Consider the following 20,020-nt stretch of genomic DNA (forward strand, 5'->3'; position numbering starts at 1 on the left):
CTCGCCGCTGTTCATCTTTGTCGGTGTGGTGCTGTTCCTAGCGCGGCAGGACACGACCGCTGGCCGTGTGGGCCGGGTGTTGATTGGCCTGGGCCTGATGCTGCTGGCGCTGCGCCTGGTGGTTGATGCCACCGAGCCACTGCTGGCCTCACCCACGGTGCGCACCTTGCTGGGTGCCGTCAGCAGCGACATCTATCTGGAAATTGCACTCGGCACGGTGCTGGCCGTGCTGGCCTATTCCAGCCTGGCCGTGGTGCTGCTGATTGCCGCGCTCGCCACCTCACACGTGATTCAACTCGATGTGGCCTTGGGCCTGGTGTTAGGCGCCAACCTGGGCAGCGGCGCCTTGGCGGTGCTGACCACGGCCAAGTCTTCGATTGCCGTGCGCCAGGTCACCGTGGGCAATCTGGTGTTCAAGCTATTGGGGGTGTTGCTGTTTGCGCCCACCATAGGCCTGTGGATCGAATACGTGCAGCCTCTGTTGACCGACAAGACGCAGGCCGTGGTGCTGTTCCATCTGGCCTTCAACGTCGGCATGAGCATTGCGTTCATCAGCCTCACCAAACTCGTGGCCAAGGCCATGCAGAAACTGCTGCCGCAGCCCACGCCTTCGGTGGCGCAGCAACGGCCGCAGCATTTGGATCCGTCGGCCTTGAGCACACCTTCGCTGGCCATCACCTGCGCCGCCCGCGAAGCCTTGCACCAGGCCGACGTGGTCGAGACCATGATGATTGGCATCTTGCAGGTCATCAAACACAACGACCTCAAGGTGGCCGAAGAGCTGCGCAAGCTCGACGACACGGTGGACCAGCTGTATTCGTCGATCAAGTATTACCTGACCAAGATTTCGCGCGAAGCCCTGGCCGTGGAAGAAAGCCGTCGCTGGACCGACATCATCAGCTTCACCATCAACATGGAGCAGATCGGCGACATCATCGAACGCATCATCATCGACATCGAAGACAAGAAGATCAAACCGGGGCGCAACTTCTCCGAGGCCGGCATGGCCGAGATCACCGAGCTGCACAGCCGCTTGATTGCCAACCTGCGCCTGAGCATGAGTGTGTTCCTGAACGGCAATGTGCATGACGCCAAGAAGCTGCTCGAAGAGAAGGCGCGCTTCCGCGATCTGGAGCGCACCTATGCCGACACACACTTGAGCCGCTTGACCGACAAGACCATGTCCAGCATAGAGACCAGCTCTTTGCACATCGACTTGATCAGCGACATGAAGCGCATCAACTCGCATATCTGTTCCATCGCTTATCCCATCCTCGACTCTGCTGGTGCGTTGGCGCCGAATCGGTTTCGGGAGCCGGAGGAGGCTGGGGTGGTTTGAGGAGTGTCTGTTGATGCTGTCGGCCGGGAGTCGCCCGGCGGCGAGTTACTTTCTCTTTGCGCAAAGAGAAAGTAACCAAAGAGAAGGCGCCCCCACTGCCCGCGTCCCTTCGCGTTGCGAAGGGCAACCTGCGGTGCTCGATATTTGCGGGGTCTGGCTCAACTCGCTGCGCTTAAACAACGCCAGCCCTGATCCGCAAATCTCTGCGCTCCTCGGCGCTGTCAGAGGGGGAAACACGAACTTCACTTGGCTCGCTGCGCATCGCCAAAAAAGTGGGCCGAGCGCAGCGATGGTCCGCTGGGTCTCCATCCCCTTCTAGCTGCGCCTGCGATGGGTGATGTGGGCGGGATCAGGGCTGGGGCATGTCTGAGCCGCAGGCGAGTTGCGCCAGACCCCCGGCCACGTCGCCCAGCGCAGGTTGCCCTTCGCAACGCGAAGGGTCGCAGATCGTGGGGTCGCCTTTTCTTGCTGACTTCTTTTGACGAAGCAAAAGAAGTTAGTCGCCCGCCGGGGCGAGACCCGGCCGACAGCGTCTAGCTCACCCCTCAACACCCTCAGGCTGATGCATTCACCAAGGTCCCGGTACTGGCCGTAGCCGACTGGTTCTTGGCAATCGCCTCATACTGCTTGAGCACCAGTTGCGCCAGCGTCTGCAGGTCAAACGGTTTCTTTTCCTCATTGCTGGCCGTGCTGCTGCCATCGCTGGACGAGGCATCGCTTTGCATGGTCTGCAACGCAGCCGCCACCTGCTGGGCGAAGGCATCGGTTTCGTCGGCGCTGAGCTTGTGGTCGCCATCGGTGTCTATGGCATCGAACAGCGCATTTAATGTGTCCACCGTGCTGGACGTAGCCGCCGTAGCTTCACCTGCGGCCAGCTCGGCGGCCGAGACGATGCCGTCTTCATTGGTGTCCAGCGGGTCGTAGCTGTCTGCGTTGCTGGCGCTGGCCGCGCCACCCATGCCACCCGCTGGCGGCGGCGGGGGCATGCCACTAGCGGCCTGCGGACCCCCCTCGGCACCGGGGCGACCGGCGTCAAACTCGGCTTGGGTCAGGGCGCCATCACCATCGGTGTCTAGCTTGGAGAAAAGCGCTGTGCTGTCGTTTGTGGCATTGGCATCGCCGCTGTCCGACATCTTTTGCATCAAGCTGGCGAGTTCAGTCTCGTCTATGCTGCCGCTGCCATCCGCATCCACCTTGGAGAACAAGTCGTCCCCGGCCTGGCCCGTTTCAGCGCTGCGCCCTTGGGCGAAGTCCATGGTGCTGGGCGGTGGTGGCAACACACTTTGCATCGCCTGGCCGAGTTCGGCGGCACCCAGTGTGCCGTTGCCGTCGGCATCCGCCTGGGCCAGCAGATCACTGGCGTTGAGTTTGACGCCGGTTTTCTCTGCCACACCGTCGAGCACGGTTTGCAGCTCGCTGGTGTCTATGCTGCCGCTGCCGTCGGCATCGGCTTCGCTCAGAAGCCATTCCTGCATTTTGGCCTGGTTGGCCGAACGCGCAGCGCTGAGCTGTGCCCAGCTGTTGCTGCTACCGCTGCTGACTCCGCTGATGGAGGACATACCGCTTCCTTTCTTGAACCTGTTGTGAAACCTCGCGCGCGCTGGCGCATCGAGGGCTGCAACGGATTGTTCAAGGCTCTGGTTAAGCGAGTTTGTCCACTGTGTATCGGGCTTGGTACGAAAGCCCGGTCTTATGGCCGCGGTTGTGCTTCACACCAGGGCTAGACGTCGGCTGAATGTCGAGTCAGCGCTGCTGGTCAGGATCAATTGAGCGGTTGCCCGGGTGCTTGCGACATAACAAAGCTGAGCTTCTGTGAGTTCATCTTCTCCCGGCGTGGGGAGCTGACCAATCCCGGGAAGCGCCACCAGAGGGAACTCCAGCCCCTTGCTCACATGCATGGTCATGACTTTGATCGTGTCGGACCTGGGATCGAAGTTGCCCGACTTGCGCCGGACCTGATGCGGCAGACGTTGGCGTTGCAGCGCCTGGGCGCAGACTTCCATCACGTTGTAGTGTCGGCAGATCACGGCCATGTCGCCCCAAGCGTAGCCTTCCTGGTGAGCCTGGCTTAATCGTTGGGCAATCTCGGTGGCTTCGGCATACAAGTTGGGCAGGTGAATCACCAGAGGGGCCGGGCCTTCGCGTCCACAACCCACGGGCGTGACTCTCGGCGAGTCGTCATTGTCTAGATCGTCGCTGCCGGATTGCAGCAACTCGCCAGCAAACAGGCTTGCCACCTGCAGTATCTGACGCGTGTTGCGGTAGTTGATTTTGAGGATGGTGGAACGCCCACGCGTAGCCTCGATGCCCACGCTTTTGAGGGTGAACTTAAGCCGTTTCTTCTGGTAGATGGCCTGTGCATCGTCATACAGCAGCAAGAGGCTGTTGGTACTCGGGTCGACCATCTGGGTCACCAGCTTGAGCCACTCCGGCTCGAAATCATGACCCTCGTCGATCATCACGGCCAGATACTGGCCGGACGGAATCTGCTTTCGGTCGACCGCCCGGATCACGCCGTTGACCATCTCGTCAAACATAGCCGGGCCCTGGTTCGGCAAGCTCTGGCCGTAGGCCACCAGTTGCTGCCGACACCATTTGTGGAAGTTGCGCACATGCACCTTGCCGCCCAGCCCTTTGGCCTGCATGACCGCCGACAGCTTCACGGCCAATGGCTCGTTGTAGCAGAGCACCAGGATGGGTTTACTGGCGTCGGTATGGGCTTTGGCGAGGTATTGTGCGCGGTAGCCCAGGATCATTGTTTTTCCCGAGCCCGCCACGCCGTGGATGACGCGATGACCGTCGCCCAAGCTGCGGGCCAACTGCTCTTGCTGGATATCCATGACGCGCATGATGTCGGGCAGCGCGGCCGCAGTGTCAGCGTCATCGAATAGCGACCCCTGTGTTTGCACACGAATTTCCGGGAACATGATCCAGCGCACGCGGTCAAGCTGCGGCAGTGTCATGGCCGAGCCAAACGCATGGGGGAACATGTTCCACAGACGCTGCTGAAAGTCTTCAGCCTCCGTGCTCTCCGTCATCTCGTCGGCGCAGATGACAAGGTGTGGCTTGATCGCATCTTCCAGGCCGGCCTCGCTGAACTGCTTGCGTGTGATGTTGCTGAGCACCACTCCGTAGCCCCATGGAAAAGCCAGTTTGCCCCGGTGTGGCCCCGCAGCGTGCACCAGCGGTGGATCCCGCTCCAACGCATTCACAACCTGAATCGCACAGTGACGTGCCTGGACCAGCGGATTAACGACCACCTTGGGTTCACCGTGCGGAATGATCTCGAACGACTGAGGTGTCGCCTTCTGAATCGTGGCGAGCTTCCAGTCCTTCACTTCCAGGATGAGCAAGCCACGCAGCGGGTGAATCACCACAAAATCAGGGTGCGACTGTTTAGGCCCCACGGGCACGTCATACCAAAGAAGGTAGTCGTCCTCCAGCTTGCTCTCCAAGCGTTCAGCAAGTCGGCGCTCGCCGGTGGTCATGCGTGAAAGACAGCTGCCAAGCGCCGGAATGAGTGTGGCCATAGAGATGCTGCGTCCCAGATCGTTGAGTTCGGCTCATGATGAAGTTGCGCGACTCGCCAGATATAGCAGAGATTCAGCGCAACAGCAAAAGCTTGCATCGCTCCAGTGGCAAGCGCCCACGGGCCACGCTCAATACATCGTCGTCCACTTCTGTCGGCTGGCCGCGGACTCCAATACCTTCTCAATGAATTTCACGCCCCGTGCGCCGTCTTCCACACGCGGATAGTCGGCCAGCAGCGGGTCGGCGGTGTTGCCGGCCAGGTGTGCGCGAATGTCGGCGGCCACACCCAGGTACAGGTTGGCAAAGGCTTCGATGAAACCCTCAGGGTGGCCAGACGGCAGGCGGGAAGCGCGTACCGCCGCCTCGCACAGGCCGGGGCCTCCGCGTGTGAGGGTGCGGGGGGCATCGTTGAGTGGCGCGTGGATGAGGCGGCTGGGTTGTTCCTGTTGCCAGTCGACTGTGCCTTCGCTGCCGAACACCCGCAGGCGCAAACCGTTTTCGCTGCCTATGCAAATCTGCGAGGCCACCAGCACGGCGCGTGCACCGCCGCGCAGGCGCAGCAGCATGTTGGCGTCGTCGTCCAGCGTGCGGCCCGCACCCATGGCGGCCAGGTCGGCGCAGATGGCTTCGACCTCCAGGCCGGTGACGCTGGTCAGCAGGTTCTCGGCGTGTGAGCCGATGTCACCCATGGCCCCGGCCAGGCCGCTTTGTGCTGGGTCCATGCGCCACAGCGCTTGTTTGTTGCCGGTGGTTTCGGTCGCGGTGGCCAGCCAGCCCTGGTTGTATTCGACCAGCACCTTGCGCACCGTGCCGATGGCGCCGCTGCGCACCATCTCGCGCATTTGCCGCACCATCGGGTAGCCGGTGTAGTTGTGTGTGACGCCAAACACCGTGCCTTTGCGCGCCACGGCGGCCACCAGTTCTTGCGCCTGCAGGCTGTTGTGCACCAGCGGTTTGTCGCACACCACGTGGAAGCCGGCCTCCACAAACGCCAGCGCCACCGGGTGGTGCAGGTGGTTGGGGGTGACGATGGAGACGAAGTCAATGCGCTCGTTTGCAGGGCGTTTGAGTTCGTCTTCCAGCAGGTCCTGCCAGCGGCCATGGTTGCGGTCGTCGGCCAGGAACAAGTCCTGGCCCGAGGCGCGCGCCTTGTCCGGTTGGCTGGACAAGGCCCCGGCCACCAGTTCGATCTGGCCGTCGAGTGCGGCGGCCTTGCGGTGCACCGCGCCTATGAAGGCGTCGCGCCCGCCGCCGACCATGGCGTAGCGTATCTTGCGATGGCTTGGGTTTGAGGTGTTCATGCTGCGCCTTGTTTGTCTTTGGCAAACACCGCATCAAACGCGCCGGCCGCCGGTTTGAAATCCAGCCGTTTGCAGAAGGCCGCGCTTTCGGTGGCGCCATGGATGCGGTCCATGCGGCTGTCTTCCCACTCCACGCTCAGCGGGCCTTGGTAGCCAATGTCGTTCAGCGCCACGATGATGGATTCAAAGTCGACCATGCCGCGCCCCACGCTGCGAAAGTCCCAGTGGCGGCGCGCGTCGCCAAAGCTGGTATGGCCGCCAAACGTGCCCACCGTGCCGTCGCCCTTGCCCCACCACACGTCCTTCATGTGGGCGTTGTAGATGCGCTCGGGGAAGCTGCGCAGAAACTTCACGTAGTCCACGCCCTGGTAGGCCAGGTGGCTGGGGTCGAAGTTGAAACCGAAGCGGCGGTGGCCGTTGACCGCTGCAATCGCGCGTTGGCTGGTGGCAATGTCGAAGGCGATTTCGGTGGGGTGCACTTCCAGCGCGAAGTTGATGTTCTCGGCCTCGAAGGTGTCCAGAATGGGGCCGAAGCGTTGGGCGAAATCGGCAAAACCTTTGTCCCAATACGCCTGGCTGGTGGGCGGGAAGGCGTAGGTGGCGTGCCAGATGGATGAGCCGGTAAAACCAGTGACCGTCTTCACACCAAACCTGGCGGCCGCACGCGCCGTGTCCTGTAGCTCGGCTGCGGCGCGCTGGCGCACACCTTCGGGCACGCCGTCACCCCACACATGGGCCGGCAGGATGGACTGATGCCGCTCGTCAATCAAGTCGCACACCGCCTGGCCCACCAGGTGGTTGCCAATCGCAAAACACTGCAGGCCGTGCTGCGCCAGCAGCGTATGTTTGTCTTTGACGTAAGTGCTGGAGGCCAGCGCCTCCTGCACATTGAAGTGGTCGCCCCAGCAGGCCAGCTCCAGGCCATCGTAGCCCATGCTTTTGGCCAAGGGCGCCAACTCTTTGAGCGGCAGATCGGCCCACTGGCCGGTGAACAGGGTGACGGGTCTTGCCATGGCGGTGTTCCTGTTGTTGTATGAATGTGGTGACGGGTGTTCGCCCTTTTCAACGCGAGACGGATGCCCGCCGGGATACCACGGAACCGGCTTTGCCGGGCCGTAGGTATCGCCCCCTGCAAGGGGGTTGGCGAAGCGACACGCAGTGCGCGAAGACTGGGGGTGTTTAAAAAGGCGAATCGGGGAAGTAGAACTGCGCTGCGTTTTCCTTGGTGATCAACACCGAAGGAATGATGTAGTTCGGCGGCAGCTTCGTGCCCTTCAGCCGCGCTTCAGCCGTGAGCTTGATTGCGTCGTAGATGAACTTAGGCGAGTACGACACGTTGGCCTGTATGCGTGGGTCTTTACCGTCCATCAGCGTCTTGATCATGCCCTTGGCGCCGGCGCCCCCGAAGACGATCTTGATGTCGCTGCGTTTGGCCTGGTCTATGGCCTTGAGCACACCCACGGCCATGTCGTCATCGGCCGCCCACACGGCGTCAATCTGCTTGAAGCGTGTGAGGTAGTCCTGCATTACCTTGAACGCGTCGTCGCGGTTCCAGTTGGCGTATTTGGCGTCCAGCAGTTTGATGTCGGGGCTGCCCTTGATGGCGGCGTTGAACGCGTCCATGCGTTCGTTGTCCAGCGTGGTGGCAATGCCGCGCATGGCGACGATGTTGCCCTTGCCGCCGAGTGCCTTCACCAAATACTCGCCGGGGATCTTGCCGAAGGCGGTGTTGTCGCCCGAGATGTAGGCGTCCTGTGCGCTGGTGTCGGTCAGGCCACGGTCGACCACGGTGACGTAGACGCCCTTGCTTTTCACCTGCGCCACAGGTTTGGTGAGCGAGGCCGATTCAAACGGAAAGATCACCAGCGCATTGATCTTGTTCACCGTTTGCAGGTCTTGCAATTGGTTGGCTTGCTCGGGCGCGCCGGAGGCCGTTTTGACGATGACTTGCAGGCCGGGGTGGGCCTTCTCCAGGTCTTTCTTCGCCTGGTTGGCCCAGTAGACGATGCCGCCGGTAAAGCCGTGGGTGGCGGCCGGAATGGCCACACCCAGCACAACTTTTTCTTGCGCAAAAGCGGGGGAGCTGGCGAGGCCGCTCAAAGCGGCCAAGGCCACGGCGGATAGTGCGAGTCGGCGTGTCAGTTTTTTCATAACTCTGTCTCCTACGGGTGGATGGAAAAGTAGCGTTGCCGCTACGGGCTGGGAACTCACTTCAACTCATTTTTTGACTATCTTTTGCTGCGCTGCATAAACGCCACACCAATGATCACAAAGCCTTGCACCGCCGCGTTGAGGTAGACGCTGATGATGCTGGTGAGGTTCAGGATGTTGCTGATGACCGAGAGCAGAATCGCGCCTATCACCGTGCCGGTGATGCTGCCCGCGCCGCCCTTGAGCGCCGTGCCGCCGACGATGACGGCGGCAATCGCTTCCAGCTCCCACAGCAGGCCGGTGGTGGGTGAGGCCGAGCCCAGGCGCGGCACATACAGCAAGGTGGCAATGCCCACACACATGCCAAGCAGGATGTAGGTGAGGATCTTGATGCGGTCTACGTCCACGGCGGCGTAACGCGCCACCTGTTCGTTCGAGCCTATGGCTTGTACGTAGCGGCCAAAGGCCGTGCGGTTCAGGATCACGCCGCCGAGCAGCGCCACGATCAAGAACACCCATACCGGAACCGGCACACCCAGCAGGCTGGCGTAATACACCGGGGCGTAGACGTCGTTTAAATCGTTGTCGAGGGTGATGGCGCCGCCGTTGGAGAAGTAGGTCAGGTAGGCGCGGAAGATGCCCAGCGTGCCCAGTGTCACGATGAAGGGCTCGATGCGGCCCTTGGTGATCAACAAGCCATGCGCTAAACCAAACGCCGCGCCCAACACCAGTGCCAGGGCCATGCCCAGCACTACGGTGAGCACGGGCGCGTTGAGCATAGGGCCCAGGGTGTTCATCAACATGATCACGCTGCCGGCGATCAGTGCCGCCATCGAGCCAACCGACAAATCAATGCCGCCCGAGACGATCACAAAACACATGCCCACGGCGATGATGCCTATGAACGAGGTGCGTGTGAGCACGTTCATCACGTTGTCGGCCGTGGCGAAGTTGCTGTTGAGCAGCGTGCCGGCGATACACAGCAGCACCAGGCCGATGACGGGGCCTAGGCCTTGCAGGCGGGCTAGCCCGAACTTGGCGCTTTCGGCCGGGGTTGCCTTAGTGGACTGCTGCATACGTGTCTCCATGGGTGCCTGTGGCATGGGCGATGAGTTTTTGTTCGGTCAGTTGCTCTTCTTCCAGCAGCGTTTGCAATTTGCCGCCGCGCATCACCGCCACGCGGTGGCACAGGCCAATCAGCTCGGTCAGTTCGCTGGAGATCACCACCACGGCCAGGCCTTTTTCGGCCAGTTGCTGGATGAGGAAATAGATGTCGCGTTTGGCGCCCACGTCCACGCCGCGCGTGGGCTCGTCTAGCACCAGCACACGTGGCGCCGGGTGCAGCACTTTGGCCAGCGCCAGCTTTTGCTGGTTGCCACCGGAAAGCGAGGACGCCTTGCTCTGCAGGTTGCCGGTGCGGATGCCGAATTCGGTGACGGCGGCTTCCAGTGCCGCCATCTCGGCCTGTGGCTTGAGCCAGGGTGTGCAATAGCGCTGCAGCGCCATCAGCGTGAGGTTTTGCTTGAGGCCAAACTGCACGTGCAAGCCCTTGCCTTTGCGGTCTTCGCTGAGGTAGGTCAGGCCTTGTTGGGCGGCGCTGCGCGGGCTGGTCAGCGTCGCGGCTCGGCCCTGCATTTCCACTTCGCCGCCGCTGCGCGGGCGCAGGCCCAGCAGGCCTTCGAACAGCTCGGTGCGGCCCGCGCCGACCAGGCCGGCAAAGCCCAGAATCTCGCCCGGGTGCACCTGGAAGCTGATGTCTTGCGCCCAGCCCGGCACGCTGAGGCGGCTCACCTTGAGCGCGGGAATGGCGTCGGCCGGATGAGGGGCCTTGGGTGGGTAAAGATTGCTCAGTTCACGACCCACCATCAGGCTGGCCATTTGCTGGCGCGAGAGGTGGGCGGTGTCGTCGCGCGCCACAAAACGGCCGTCGCGCATCACCACCACTTCGTCAGTCACTTGTTGCACTTCGTCTAGCTTGTGCGAGATGTAGACCAGCGTCACACCGTCGGCCTTGAGCTGGGTCATCAGTGCAAACAGGCGTGCGGTTTCACCGGGTGTCAGCGTGGCCGTGGGTTCGTCCATGATCAACAGCCGGGCCTTGCGCAACAACGCACGCGCAATTTCCACCAACTGTTTTTCGGCCACGATGAGGTGTTTGACGCGTGTGTTCACGTCGGCCTGCAAACCCACTTGGGCAAGTGCCGCTGCGGCCTCACGTTGCATGCTGGCGTCGTCGAGCAACCAGCCGCGTTTTTTCTCGTGGCCGAGAAACAGGTTTTGCGCAATCGTCAAATCTTCGGCCAGGCTGAACTCCTGGTGGATCAGCACAATGCCTTGGGCCTCGGCTTGGCGTGAACTGGCAAAAGACATGGCCTCGCCGTTGATGCGCAGCGTGCCGCTGGTGGCGGTCTCGAAACCGGCCAGGATCTTCATCAGCGTGGATTTGCCGGCGCCGTTTTCGCCCAATAGGCCAACGCTGCGGCCGGGCTGCAGTGCAAAGCTCACGCCATGCAAAACCCGCACGGCGCCAAACTCTTTGACGATGTTGTCGAACTCAACCCGTACGCTCATTTGGAGGCCCTCTTCAGCGTTTCTTGCATGGCCAGCACACCCGCGCCCACCAGTCCGGCTTGCTCGGCCAGCGGTGTGTATTGAATTTCCAGATGCCGGGTCGAGAGCGCCAGCGAGCGCTGATAAATGCTTTGCCGCACCGACGCCAAAAACAGCGGCCCCACGCGTGTGATGCCGCCGCCAATAAACACGTGCGACGGGTTGAAGAAGTTCACCACCGAGGCCAGCATCTGCCCTATGAGCGCGCCCGTGTCCTGGATGATGCGGTTGGCCGCCGCATCACCATGGCGGCTGGCCTGGCCCACGTCTTCGGGGGAAATGGCGCCTTTGCTGGCCAGGCAGTTGGCGAGCAGGGCGCTTTCGCCGGAGGCTGCTGCTTCCGTGGCCAGGCGGGCGATGGCCGGGCCGGCGGCCATGGCTTCCACACAACCCAGGTTGCCGCAGTGGCAGCGCGGGCCGGCGGTGTCGACACAGATGTGGCCCACATCGCCGGCCGAGCCGTTGGCGCCGCGGTACACCTCGCCGTGGCAGACGATGCCGCAGCCAATGCCGGTGCCAACCTTGATCACCAGGAAGTTTTGCAGGCTGCGCTGCAGCCGCCACATCTCACCCAGCGCCATCAGGTTGACGTCGTTGTCGACGAACACCGGCGCGCTGTATTCCTCGGCCAGGTAGTCGCGGATGGAGAAGCTGTCCCAGTGCGGCATCAGCGGTGGGTTCACGGGCTGGCCGTTGTCAAAGTCCACCGGGCCGGGCACACCCATGCCAATGGCGATGACCTGCGCCGGTGTGGCACCACATTGGCTGAGCAATTCGCGCATCAACACGCGCACCCGTGCCATCACCACGCCCGGGCCGGCGCGCACGTCGGCCGGTTCGCTGCGTTGCGCCAGCACGGTAAGGTCGGGGCGCAGCACGGCCACGTCTAGGCTGGTGGCGCCCAGGTCGGCGCCGATCAACACACCCAGGCTGGCGCTGAGTTGTACGGTTTCGGGTCTGCGGCCGCCGCTGGAGTGGGCCAGGCCGACTTCTTCGAGCCAGCCGACATCGAGCAAAGAGGCGACCAGGCTGTTGGTTTTGCTTTTGGAGTAGCCCAGCCTATCGGACAAGCCGAGACGCGATGCGCCGGCCGACCAGAAAATGGTTTGCAGCACATCCGCCTCAAGGCGCGACAACTTATCTAAAAGCGCTGAACCTGCCAAAGCTTTGTCTCCTGTTCTTTTACGTCCACCCGTCGTTGGCTCATGGGGGCCCAACGCAGGTGGTAGCGCATCGTAGGAGGACTACTTCAGCCCAGCAAGTTTTAACTTCGACCTATTTGTGGCCAATGATGACTGATGTCAGCTTTACATTGAGTGCCCGAACAGCGCCGGTAAAGCCTGTGTAATGCCCGAATTGCGGGGTAAAAGCCTTCCTACACTGGCGGCAGGAAACGTTTTGTAAGCGTTTTGAAGGTCCTACGCCCATGAAACCACAGCCCCAAATTTTGGTCGTCGACGACGACGCAGGCATCACCAGTTTGCTGCGTGACTACCTGGCCCGCTTCGACTTTTGTGCACACGCCGCGTCCGACGGTGCCAGCATGCACGACCAGCTGGCGCGTCAGCCCATAGACTTGGTGGTGCTCGACCTGATGCTGCCCGGCACCGACGGCTTGACGCTGGCGCGTGAGCTGCGCCAACGCTCCAGCGTGCCCATCATCATGCTGACCGCGCGCGCCGCCGCCGTGGAGCGAGTGGTCGGGCTGGAGCTGGGGGCCGACGACTACATGGCCAAGCCCTTTGAACCACGCGAGTTGGTGGCACGTATACAGACGGTGCTGCGCCGCTCTGTGGCGCGCAACGACCCCAGCGACTCTGACGCCTATACCGAAACCGTGCGTTTCGACGGCTGGGTGTTGCACCGCCAGCAGCGCCGCCTGACATCGCCCAGCGGTTTGGTGGTGCAGTTGTCGAACGCCGAATTCTCATTGCTGACCACCTTTCTGAACGCGCCACGCAAAGTGCTGGCGCGCGACCAACTGATGGAGCAGGCGCGTGGCCGCGCAATGGACTGTTTTGAGCGCAGCATCGACCTGCTGGTGTCGCGCCTGCGGCAGAAGCTGTCGGGCCAGGAGGGTTCGCCACCGCTGATCAAAACCGTGCGCGGCGTGGGTTATGTGCTCGATGCGCAGCAGGTGCTGGGTGCGCCTTCGCTGCAACGCGCCCTGGGTTGAGAAGCAGCAAATCCTTGGGCTTGACGATGAAGCGTGTGGCCGAATGCTTGGCGCCGTGGCTGCAGCGCTGTGTGCCGCGCAGCCTGTTTGGCCGGCTGGCCTTGCTGCTGGTGGTCGCCGTGTTGGCCAGCCACGTGCTGGCGCTGACGCTGATGTTCGAGTTTCACCTCGGCCCCGGCCCGCGCCCGGGTGGCCCGCCACCCGGTCTGGCGTTGGCGCAGCGTGGACCGCCGCCCGCAAGCCCGTGGATGGAGCCCGATGGTGAGGTCTGGGGCGCAGAGTCCGGCCCGCCGCCGCACGAGGGCAGAGGGCCACACCCAACGGGCTTGCTGATCGACATCGGGGTGCGCCTGGCCGCATTGCTGCTGGCGGCCTGGATTGGCGCGCGCTGGCTGGCCGAGCCTATACGCCGCCTGGTACGCGCTGCCCGCGCTCTGGGTGACAACATTGAAGGCCCGCCCTTGCCGGTGGATGGCACTACCGAATGCCGCGAGGCCAGCCAGGTGTTCAACGAAATGCAGGCGCGCATCCGTCAGCAACTCGCCGACCGCGACCGTTTTGTCGCCGCTGTCTCACACGACTTGCGCACACCGCTGACGCGCCTGCGCCTGCGCACCGAAAGCCTGGAAGCCGAGCCGCTGCAGCGCCAATTCCGCCAGGACATTGCCGAGATGGAGGAGATGATCCGCAGCACGCTCGACTATTTGTCGGGCAATGCCCATGCCGAGCCCGAAGTGCCGCTGGACGTGGCTTCGCTGATCGACAGCATGGCCGAAGACCTGCGCGACATGGGGCAGAGTGTGCAGGTGGCCGGCACGGCGGCGCCGCTGCAGGCGCAGGTGTCGGCGCTGAAGCGCTGCATTGGCAACCTGGTGGAAAACGCTGTGCGTTATGGTGGCAGCGCCGAGGTGTCTTTGCATGACGAGCCCGCGCAGTTACGCATCGACGTGGCCGACCGTGGACCTGGTTTGCCCGAGGAAGAATTGGGCAAGGTGCTGGCGCCGTTTTACCGGGTGGAATCTTCGCGCAACCGCAACCACGGCGGTGTTGGGCTGGGTTTGTCGATTGCCCACGACATTGCACGCCGCCATGGCGGGCAACTGCTGCTGCGCAACCGCGAACAGGGCGGCCTGGTGGCGAGCCTGGTGTTGCCGCGTGTGGCCGTGCCCGCGTAGTTGCTACTGAGTTTGTAGCTGCATACGTATATTGATAAAGCCCTAGAGGCTGATTTTCTTCAAGAAATCTTGGCGAAACGCGGGCGCATGACGCCGTCAATCTCCACCGTTTCCTGGAACATGGCGGCCGGGCGCACCCACAGGCCGTGGGCGCCGTAGAGCGCGCGGTACAAGGTCATGGGCTCCAAGGTCTCGCTGTGCCGCACGGTGTCGATGACGTCGTACAGCCCGCCTTTGTAGTGCTGGTAGCGGCCGGGCGGGGTTTCGATCAGGGGGGGCAGGTCGTGGTCGGTCATGGTGGGGACGGGTAAATTAGTGCTGCCCGTGGGACAATTGGGGCTATGCATCCTAAAGCCGTATTGGACGAGTGCACGGAACTCGTCCGTCTAGCACTCAAATTCGACCACCCCGCTGACTCGGTGGTGTCACGTTATTTCCGCGACCACCGCAACCTGGGCCCACGCGAACGCGCGACCTTGGCCGAGACGGTCTACACCGTATTGCGCAAGAAACTGCTGTTCGACCATCTGGCTCCCTCCGGCAGTGGTCCGAAAGAGCGCCGCCTGGCGATCCTGGGCTTTGCCCACAGTCTGGACGACCAGTTGCGCCGCAGCCAACCCGCCGGTTCCACGCCGCAACGCGCCTCGCGCGACTTCATCAAGGGTGGCCTGAACGAGCAGGAGAAAACCTGGCTAGACCAATGTGACCAGGTCGATCCGTCCGACCTTATGGACCGCCACCGTCACAACCTGCCCGAGTGGCTGGTGCAGCCGCTGCGCGCGCAGTTGCAGGACGAATTCTGGCCCTTGGTTGAAAGCTTGAACCGTGGCGCCGGGCTCGACCTGCGTGTCAACACCATGCTGGGCAAACGTGCCGAAGTGCAGGCCGAGCTTGCCAAGGCGGGCATTGCGTCCAGCCCCACGCCGTACTCGCCTTGGGGCCTGCGCCTGCAGGACAAGCCCAACCTGCAAAAGGTCGATGCCTTCACCCGTGGCGCCATTGAAGTGCAGGACGAGGGTTCACAACTGTTGGCTTTGCTGCTAGACGCCAAACGCGGCGAAATGGTGGCCGATTTCTGCGCCGGCGCCGGTGGCAAAACCCTGGCGATTGGTGCGGGCATGCGCAGCACCGGCCGACTTTACGCATTTGATACATCCGGCCACCGCTTGGATGCTTTGAAGCCACGCCTGGCGCGCAGCGGTTTGTCCAACGTGCACCCCGTGGCCATCGCCCACGAGCGCGACGAGCGCATCAAACGCCTGGCCGGCAAGATGGACCGGGTGTTGGTTGACGCACCCTGCAGCGGCTTGGGCACGCTGCGCCGTAATCCGGACATGAAATGGCGCCAGTCGCCTCAAGCCGTGGCCGAACTGGTGGTCAAGCAAACGGCCATTCTGGCCAGTGCCGCACGGCTGTTGAAACCGGGCGGACGCCTGGTTTACGCCACCTGCAGTGTGTTACCAGAAGAAAATGAAGCCATCGCGCTGGCCTTCACTGCGGCCCATCCGGCATTTGCGGCACTTGAAATTTCGGATGTGCTGACCCATTTAAAGGTGGCTGACGCTGAGAAACTTTGTAGCGGCGGCCCCAATGGTGGCAGCTTCTTGCGCCTTTGGCCGCATCGCCACGGCACCGACGGCTTTTTTGCCGCGGCCTGGCAAAAGCAATAACCGCAATAAGCGACAGTTTTGTAGGTTTTGCCCGGAGTAGGAGATTTCCTACTCTCGAATTAAAATCCGAGGGTTTAGAAAGTCGTTGCCGAGCTAGGCGCATGAACAGCGCTACCCGGCAATAAAACATTGAGGCACTAGAGATTTATGTTGTTACCCGATTGGGCCGTGTTGAATGCGGCTGTAGATTGGTTGGCCAATGGGCTGTTGAACCTGTCGTGGTGGCAGATCGTGTTGTACACGCTGGTCACCACACACATCACCATTGCCAGCGTCACGATCTACCTGCACCGCCATCAGGCCCACCGGGCCATGGATCTGCACGCCATTCCCGCCCACTTCTTCCGTTTCTGGCTGTGGCTGGGCACGGGTCAGGTCACCAAGGAATGGGTTGCGGTGCACCGCAAGCACCACGCCAAATGTGAAACCAAGGACGATCCACACAGCCCCCACGCCCACGGTATTGAAACCGTGTTCTGGAAGGGTGCTGAGTTGTACCGTGCCGAAGCCAAGAACCAGGAAACCATTGCCAAATTCAGCCTGGGTTGCCCGGACGACTGGATCGAGCGCAATCTGTATTCCCGCTTCAGCTGGCAAGGTGTGGGTTTGATGTTGATCATCAACCTGGCTCTGTTCGGCGTGGCTGGTCTGGCGGTGTGGGCCGTGCAAATGGTCTGGATACCCGTGACCGCCGCCGGCATCATCAACGGTATTGGCCACTACTGGGGTTACCGCAACTTCGAGGCGCAAGACGCCAGCACCAATATTTCGCCTTGGGGCATCATCATTGGTGGTGAAGAGTTGCATAACAACCATCACACCTACCCCACGTCGGCCAAGTTCTCGGTCAAGCCTTACGAGTTCGACATCGGTTGGGTTTACATCAGCCTGATGGAAAAGGTCGGCCTGGCCAAGGTCAAGAAGACGCCACCTAAGCTGCAACTGGGTGACATCAAGCCCGTGGCAGACGAAAAGACGCTGGAAGCCCTGATCGCCCACCGCTACGAAGTGATGGCCGGTTACGCCCGCGAAATGCGCCGCGCTGCCGGTGCAGAAATCGACGCCCTGCGTGCCAAGCAAGCCGACGTTTCGGTTCTGGAATCGGCCAAACGCTGGTTGCACCGCGACGCGGACAAGGTGCCGGCTGCTGCCCAGCCGCATGTGGAGCAAGTTCGTGCCGCGCACCCCGTGCTCGACAAGATGATCACCATGCGTGAAGAGCTGCGCCAGATGTGGCTCAACACCTCGCACTCGCGTGAACAACTCACGGCAGACCTGCAAGCCTGGTGCCACCGTGCCGAAAGCAGCGGTATCGCCGCTTTGAGCGAGTTCTCGGTCAAGCTGCGTTCCGCTCGCGTTTAACGTTTAATCGCTGCACAAAAAAGCCCGCTGAGTGTTTTGCTCAAGCGGGCTTTTTGCTGGGCGCCTGGTTTTATCCAGGCTGCTTGCTGGACCAAAGGTTCAAACGCGTTCCAGGATCAGCGCGATACCCTGGCCCACGCCGATACACATAGTGCATAACGCATAACGTCCGCCGGTCTTTTGCAATTGGTTGACCGCCGTGGTCGCTAAACGAGCGCCGCTGGCGCCCAGGGGGTGGCCCAGGGCGATGGCACCACCGTTGGGGTTCACGCGTGGGTCGTTGTCCTGCAGGCCCAGTTGGCGCAGCACCGCCAAGCCTTGTGCGGCAAAGGCTTCGTTGAGTTCGATCACATCCATCTGCGCCAGGCTCAGACCCGTCAATTCCAGCACCTTCAGTGTGGCGGGCGCCGGGCCCATGCCCATGATGCGCGGCGCCACACCGGCTGTGGCCATGCCGACCACACGTGCCTTGGGGCTCAGGCCGTGTCTGGCGGCACTGGCTTCATCGGCCAGCAGCAGGGCGCAGGCGCCGTCGTTCACGCCGCTGGCATTACCGGCCGTCACCGTGCCGTCGGGCCGCACCACGGGTTTGAGCTTGGCCAAGGCTTCCAGCGATGTTGAACGCGGATGTTCATCCTGGCTGACGATGACCGGGTCGCCTTTTTTCTGCGGCACGCTGACGGGCGTGATCTCCGCCTCAAAATAACCGGCTTGTTGCGCCGCCACGGCTTTGAGCTGCGAGGCCAGCGCCATGCGGTCCTGGTCTTCGCGGTTGATGCCGAAGTCCGTGGCCACGTTTTCCGCGGTCTCGGGCATGGAATCGACGCCGTATTGTTCCTTCATGCGTTTGTTGATGAAGCGCCAGCCAATCGTGGTGTCATAGATTGCGTTTTGCCGTGAGAACGCCGATTCGGCCTTGGGCATGACAAACGGCGCGCGGCTCATGCTTTCGACGCCGCCCGCAATCATCAGCCCAGCCTCACCAGCCTTGATGGCACGCGCCGCGCTGCCCACGGCGTCTAGGCCGGACCCACACAGCCGGTTGATGGTGGCGCCTGGCACATCGATTGGCAGACCGGCGAGCAAGCTCGCCATGTGGGCCACGTTGCGGTTGTCTTCACCGGCCTGGTTGGCACAGCCGTAGAGCACGTCGCCCACGGCTTGCCAGTCGACATTTGGGTTGCGTGCCATCAGTGCACGCAGCGGAATGGCGCCCAGGTCATCGGTGCGTATGCTGCTGAGTGCGCCGCCGTAGCGGCCGAAGGGGGTGCGGATGGCGTCGCAGATAAAAGCCTGGTTTGTCATGGTCATTTTGAGAGTGAAGTTTTGGCTATGGGCAATTGCAGCAGGCGCTCCAGTTCGGCGTGGTTTAAACCGTCGACCATGTCGATCAGCACCAGGCCATGCGCCGTGCAGGCCAGCGTGGCCAGGTCAGAGTAGATGCGTTTGACGCAGCGTTTTCCGGTGAGTGGATAGGTGCATTGCGCCACCACCTTGCTCACGCCTTGTTTGGTCAGCAAATCCATCATCACCCAGGTTTGCTTGGCGCCAATCGCCAAATCCATGGCACCGCCCACGGCTGGAATGGCGTCGGCTTCGCCGGTATGCCAGTTGGCCAGGTCGCCCTGTGCGCTGACCTGAAAAGCGCCGAGCACACAAATGTCGAGGTGGCCGCCGCGCATCATGCCGAAGCTGTCGGCATGGTGGAAGTAGGCGCCGCCGGGCAGCAGCGTCACCGGTTGTTTGCCGGCGTTGATCAAGTCGTAGTCTTCATGGCCTGTGGCCGGGGCAGGTCCCATGCCCAGAATGCCGTTTTCGCTGTGCAGCAGGACCTCGCGGTCGGCCGGGATGTGGTTGGCCACCAGGGTCGGCATGCCAATGCCCAGGTTGACGCTGGCACCTTCATGGATGTCTTGCGCCACACGTGCGGCGAGTTGGTCTTTGCTGCGCCGTTGATAGCTTGGTGTGCTCATGCTCATGCTGCCTTCTTAAAGCCGCCAGCTTGGGTGGCCACACGTGCGACCCGCACGATGCTGTGTACATAAATGCCAGGGGTGACGATGCTCTCCGGGTCCAGGGCGCCGAGGGGCACAACCTCGTGCACGCTGGCCACGGTGCGTTTGGCGGCCGTGGCCATCACCGGGCCGAAGTTGCGCGCGGCCATGCGGTAGGTGAGGTTGCCCCAGCGGTCGCCGCGCTCGGCTTTGATCAGCGCGAGGTCGGCATGGATGGGCCATTCGAGCATATGTTCACGGCCATTGATCATGCGGGTTTCCTTGGGCGTGCCATCCGCGTTCAACGCCAGTGGTGTGCCGGCGCCGGTTGGCGTGTAGAACGCGCCTATGCCTGCCCCGGCGGCGCGGATACGCTCGGCCAGATTGCCTTGCGGCACCAGCTCCAGCTCAATCTTGCCGCTGCGGTAAAGGCCATCGAAAACCTGGCTGTCGGCTTGTCGCGGAAAGCTGCAGATGATTTTGCGCACGCGTCCGGCGGCCAGCAAGGCGGCCAAGCCGGTTTCACCGTTGCCTGCGTTGTTGTTGACGATGGTCAGGTCGCGTGCCCCTTGGGCAATGAGCCCGTCAATCAGCTCAGAAGGAATGCCGGCCGTACCAAAGCCGCCAATCAATACCGTGCTGCCGTCGCGCACGCCGTCGAGCGCGGCTTCCATGGACGGGGCGATCTTGTCGATCATGCAGAAGATCTCC

Annotated in this window: 17 protein-coding genes; 5 read left to right on the forward strand and 12 right to left on the reverse strand. The window is 62.2% G+C overall.

Going from position 1 to position 20,020, the window contains the following annotated elements:
• On the forward strand, positions 1 to 1,339 hold a 1,339-nt coding region (locus tag ACFQ95_RS16675; RefSeq protein ID WP_422832751.1), incomplete at its 5' end, for a Na/Pi cotransporter family protein.
• Between the two features lie 554 nt (positions 1,340 to 1,893).
• On the opposite strand, the gene xopAW is transcribed toward ACFQ95_RS16675, so the two are convergent.
• The 8 genes from xopAW to ACFQ95_RS16715 form a co-directional block, all read right to left on the reverse strand.
• Positions 1,894 to 2,898: a XopAW family type III secretion system calcium-binding effector gene (xopAW, locus tag ACFQ95_RS16680; RefSeq protein WP_422832753.1), complete on the reverse strand. Its 1,005-nt coding sequence runs from the start codon at positions 2,896 to 2,898 to the stop codon at positions 1,894 to 1,896.
• 150 nt (positions 2,899 to 3,048) lie between these two features.
• Positions 3,049 to 4,869 (reverse strand): DEAD/DEAH box helicase, encoded by a 1,821-nt coding sequence (locus ACFQ95_RS16685; protein ID WP_422832755.1) that lies wholly within the window; start codon positions 4,867 to 4,869, stop codon positions 3,049 to 3,051.
• A gap of 129 nt (positions 4,870 to 4,998) precedes the next feature.
• On the reverse strand, positions 4,999 to 6,171 hold the full coding sequence (locus tag ACFQ95_RS16690) for a Gfo/Idh/MocA family protein (RefSeq protein ID WP_422832756.1): 1,173 nt from the start codon (positions 6,169 to 6,171) through the stop codon (positions 4,999 to 5,001).
• A complete protein-coding gene (locus ACFQ95_RS16695) occupies positions 6,168 to 7,184 on the reverse strand; it encodes a sugar phosphate isomerase/epimerase family protein (RefSeq protein WP_422832758.1) in 1,017 nt (338 codons plus the stop codon). The genes ACFQ95_RS16690 and ACFQ95_RS16695 overlap by 4 nt, the downstream gene beginning before the upstream one ends.
• Positions 7,185 to 7,350: 166 nt before the next feature.
• Positions 7,351 to 8,322, reverse strand: a complete 972-nt coding sequence (locus ACFQ95_RS16700) for a substrate-binding domain-containing protein (RefSeq protein WP_422832759.1) — start codon at positions 8,320 to 8,322, stop codon at positions 7,351 to 7,353.
• 77 nt (positions 8,323 to 8,399) lie between these two features.
• Positions 8,400 to 9,398 (reverse strand): ABC transporter permease, encoded by a 999-nt coding sequence (locus ACFQ95_RS16705; protein WP_422832761.1) that lies wholly within the window; start codon positions 9,396 to 9,398, stop codon positions 8,400 to 8,402.
• Entirely contained in the window at positions 9,382 to 10,893 is a 1,512-nt protein-coding gene (locus ACFQ95_RS16710) for a sugar ABC transporter ATP-binding protein (protein WP_422832763.1), read from the reverse strand. Before ACFQ95_RS16710 ends, ACFQ95_RS16705 begins: the two co-directional genes overlap by 17 nt.
• A complete protein-coding gene (locus ACFQ95_RS16715; protein WP_422832764.1) occupies positions 10,890 to 12,047 on the reverse strand; it encodes an ROK family protein in 1,158 nt (385 codons plus the stop codon). Before ACFQ95_RS16715 ends, ACFQ95_RS16710 begins: the two co-directional genes overlap by 4 nt.
• A gap of 311 nt (positions 12,048 to 12,358) precedes the next feature.
• Between ACFQ95_RS16715 and ACFQ95_RS16720 the strand changes: the two genes are divergently transcribed.
• Both ACFQ95_RS16720 and ACFQ95_RS16725 read left to right on the forward strand, forming a co-directional pair.
• Positions 12,359 to 13,108 carry a response regulator gene (locus tag ACFQ95_RS16720; RefSeq protein WP_422832766.1) on the forward strand — a complete coding sequence of 250 codons (750 nt, stop codon included), beginning with the start codon at positions 12,359 to 12,361 and terminating at the stop codon, positions 13,106 to 13,108.
• 26 nt (positions 13,109 to 13,134) lie between these two features.
• Positions 13,135 to 14,283 carry an ATP-binding protein gene (locus ACFQ95_RS16725; protein WP_422832888.1) on the forward strand — a complete coding sequence of 383 codons (1,149 nt, stop codon included), beginning with the start codon at positions 13,135 to 13,137 and terminating at the stop codon, positions 14,281 to 14,283.
• A gap of 59 nt (positions 14,284 to 14,342) precedes the next feature.
• On the opposite strand, the gene ACFQ95_RS16730 is transcribed toward ACFQ95_RS16725, so the two are convergent.
• Positions 14,343 to 14,579 carry a DUF1653 domain-containing protein gene (locus tag ACFQ95_RS16730; RefSeq protein WP_422832768.1) on the reverse strand — a complete coding sequence of 79 codons (237 nt, stop codon included), beginning with the start codon at positions 14,577 to 14,579 and terminating at the stop codon, positions 14,343 to 14,345.
• Positions 14,580 to 14,624: 45 nt separating this feature from the next.
• Between ACFQ95_RS16730 and ACFQ95_RS16735 the strand changes: the two genes are divergently transcribed.
• A complete protein-coding gene (locus tag ACFQ95_RS16735; RefSeq protein WP_422832770.1) occupies positions 14,625 to 15,953 on the forward strand; it encodes an RsmB/NOP family class I SAM-dependent RNA methyltransferase in 1,329 nt (442 codons plus the stop codon).
• Positions 15,954 to 16,100: 147 nt separating this feature from the next.
• Positions 16,101 to 17,315 carry a DesA family fatty acid desaturase gene (locus ACFQ95_RS16740; protein WP_422832771.1) on the forward strand — a complete coding sequence of 405 codons (1,215 nt, stop codon included), beginning with the start codon at positions 16,101 to 16,103 and terminating at the stop codon, positions 17,313 to 17,315.
• A gap of 99 nt (positions 17,316 to 17,414) precedes the next feature.
• Here ACFQ95_RS16740 and pcaF read toward each other — a convergent pair whose 3' ends face one another.
• The 3 genes from pcaF to ACFQ95_RS16755 are packed head-to-tail and all read right to left on the reverse strand — an operon-like array spanning position 17,415 to position 20,007.
• Positions 17,415 to 18,620, reverse strand: coding sequence for a 3-oxoadipyl-CoA thiolase (gene pcaF, locus ACFQ95_RS16745; protein WP_422832889.1), 1,206 nt, complete (start codon positions 18,618 to 18,620; stop codon positions 17,415 to 17,417).
• 2 nt (positions 18,621 to 18,622) lie between these two features.
• Positions 18,623 to 19,294, reverse strand: a complete 672-nt coding sequence (locus tag ACFQ95_RS16750) for a 3-oxoacid CoA-transferase subunit B (protein WP_422832773.1) — start codon at positions 19,292 to 19,294, stop codon at positions 18,623 to 18,625.
• Entirely contained in the window at positions 19,291 to 20,007 is a 717-nt protein-coding gene (locus tag ACFQ95_RS16755; protein ID WP_422832774.1) for a 3-oxoacid CoA-transferase subunit A, read from the reverse strand. Before ACFQ95_RS16755 ends, ACFQ95_RS16750 begins: the two co-directional genes overlap by 4 nt.
• Positions 20,008 to 20,020 lie beyond the last annotated feature (13 nt).

Origin of the sequence: Variovorax sp. HJSM1_2 (assembly GCF_049316285.1) — a bacterium.
Taxonomy (GTDB): domain Bacteria; phylum Pseudomonadota; class Gammaproteobacteria; order Burkholderiales; family Burkholderiaceae_C; genus Rhodoferax_B.

Bases quoted from the DNA above. Each gene is read 5' to 3' on its own strand.
- ACFQ95_RS16750 (WP_422832773.1), bottom strand. From the start codon at position 19,294: ATGAGCATGAGCACACCAAGCTATCAACGGCGCAGCAAAGACCAACTC.
- ACFQ95_RS16685 (WP_422832755.1), bottom strand. From the start codon at position 4,869: ATGGCCACACTCATTCCGGCGCTTGGCAGCTGTCTTTCACGCATGACC.
- ACFQ95_RS16740 (WP_422832771.1), top strand. From the start codon at position 16,101: ATGTTGTTACCCGATTGGGCCGTGTTGAATGCGGCTGTAGATTGGTTG.
- ACFQ95_RS16755 (WP_422832774.1), bottom strand. From the start codon at position 20,007: ATGATCGACAAGATCGCCCCGTCCATGGAAGCCGCGCTCGACGGCGTG.
- ACFQ95_RS16725 (WP_422832888.1), top strand. From the start codon at position 13,135: ATGAAGCGTGTGGCCGAATGCTTGGCGCCGTGGCTGCAGCGCTGTGTG.
- ACFQ95_RS16695 (WP_422832758.1), bottom strand. From the start codon at position 7,184: ATGGCAAGACCCGTCACCCTGTTCACCGGCCAGTGGGCCGATCTGCCG.
- ACFQ95_RS16710 (WP_422832763.1), bottom strand. From the start codon at position 10,893: ATGAGCGTACGGGTTGAGTTCGACAACATCGTCAAAGAGTTTGGCGCC.
- xopAW (WP_422832753.1), bottom strand. From the start codon at position 2,898: ATGTCCTCCATCAGCGGAGTCAGCAGCGGTAGCAGCAACAGCTGGGCA.
- pcaF (WP_422832889.1), bottom strand. From the start codon at position 18,620: ATGACAAACCAGGCTTTTATCTGCGACGCCATCCGCACCCCCTTCGGC.
- ACFQ95_RS16735 (WP_422832770.1), top strand. From the start codon at position 14,625: ATGCATCCTAAAGCCGTATTGGACGAGTGCACGGAACTCGTCCGTCTA.
- ACFQ95_RS16705 (WP_422832761.1), bottom strand. From the start codon at position 9,398: ATGCAGCAGTCCACTAAGGCAACCCCGGCCGAAAGCGCCAAGTTCGGG.
- ACFQ95_RS16720 (WP_422832766.1), top strand. From the start codon at position 12,359: ATGAAACCACAGCCCCAAATTTTGGTCGTCGACGACGACGCAGGCATC.
- ACFQ95_RS16700 (WP_422832759.1), bottom strand. From the start codon at position 8,322: ATGAAAAAACTGACACGCCGACTCGCACTATCCGCCGTGGCCTTGGCC.
- ACFQ95_RS16690 (WP_422832756.1), bottom strand. From the start codon at position 6,171: ATGAACACCTCAAACCCAAGCCATCGCAAGATACGCTACGCCATGGTC.
- ACFQ95_RS16730 (WP_422832768.1), bottom strand. From the start codon at position 14,579: ATGACCGACCACGACCTGCCCCCCCTGATCGAAACCCCGCCCGGCCGC.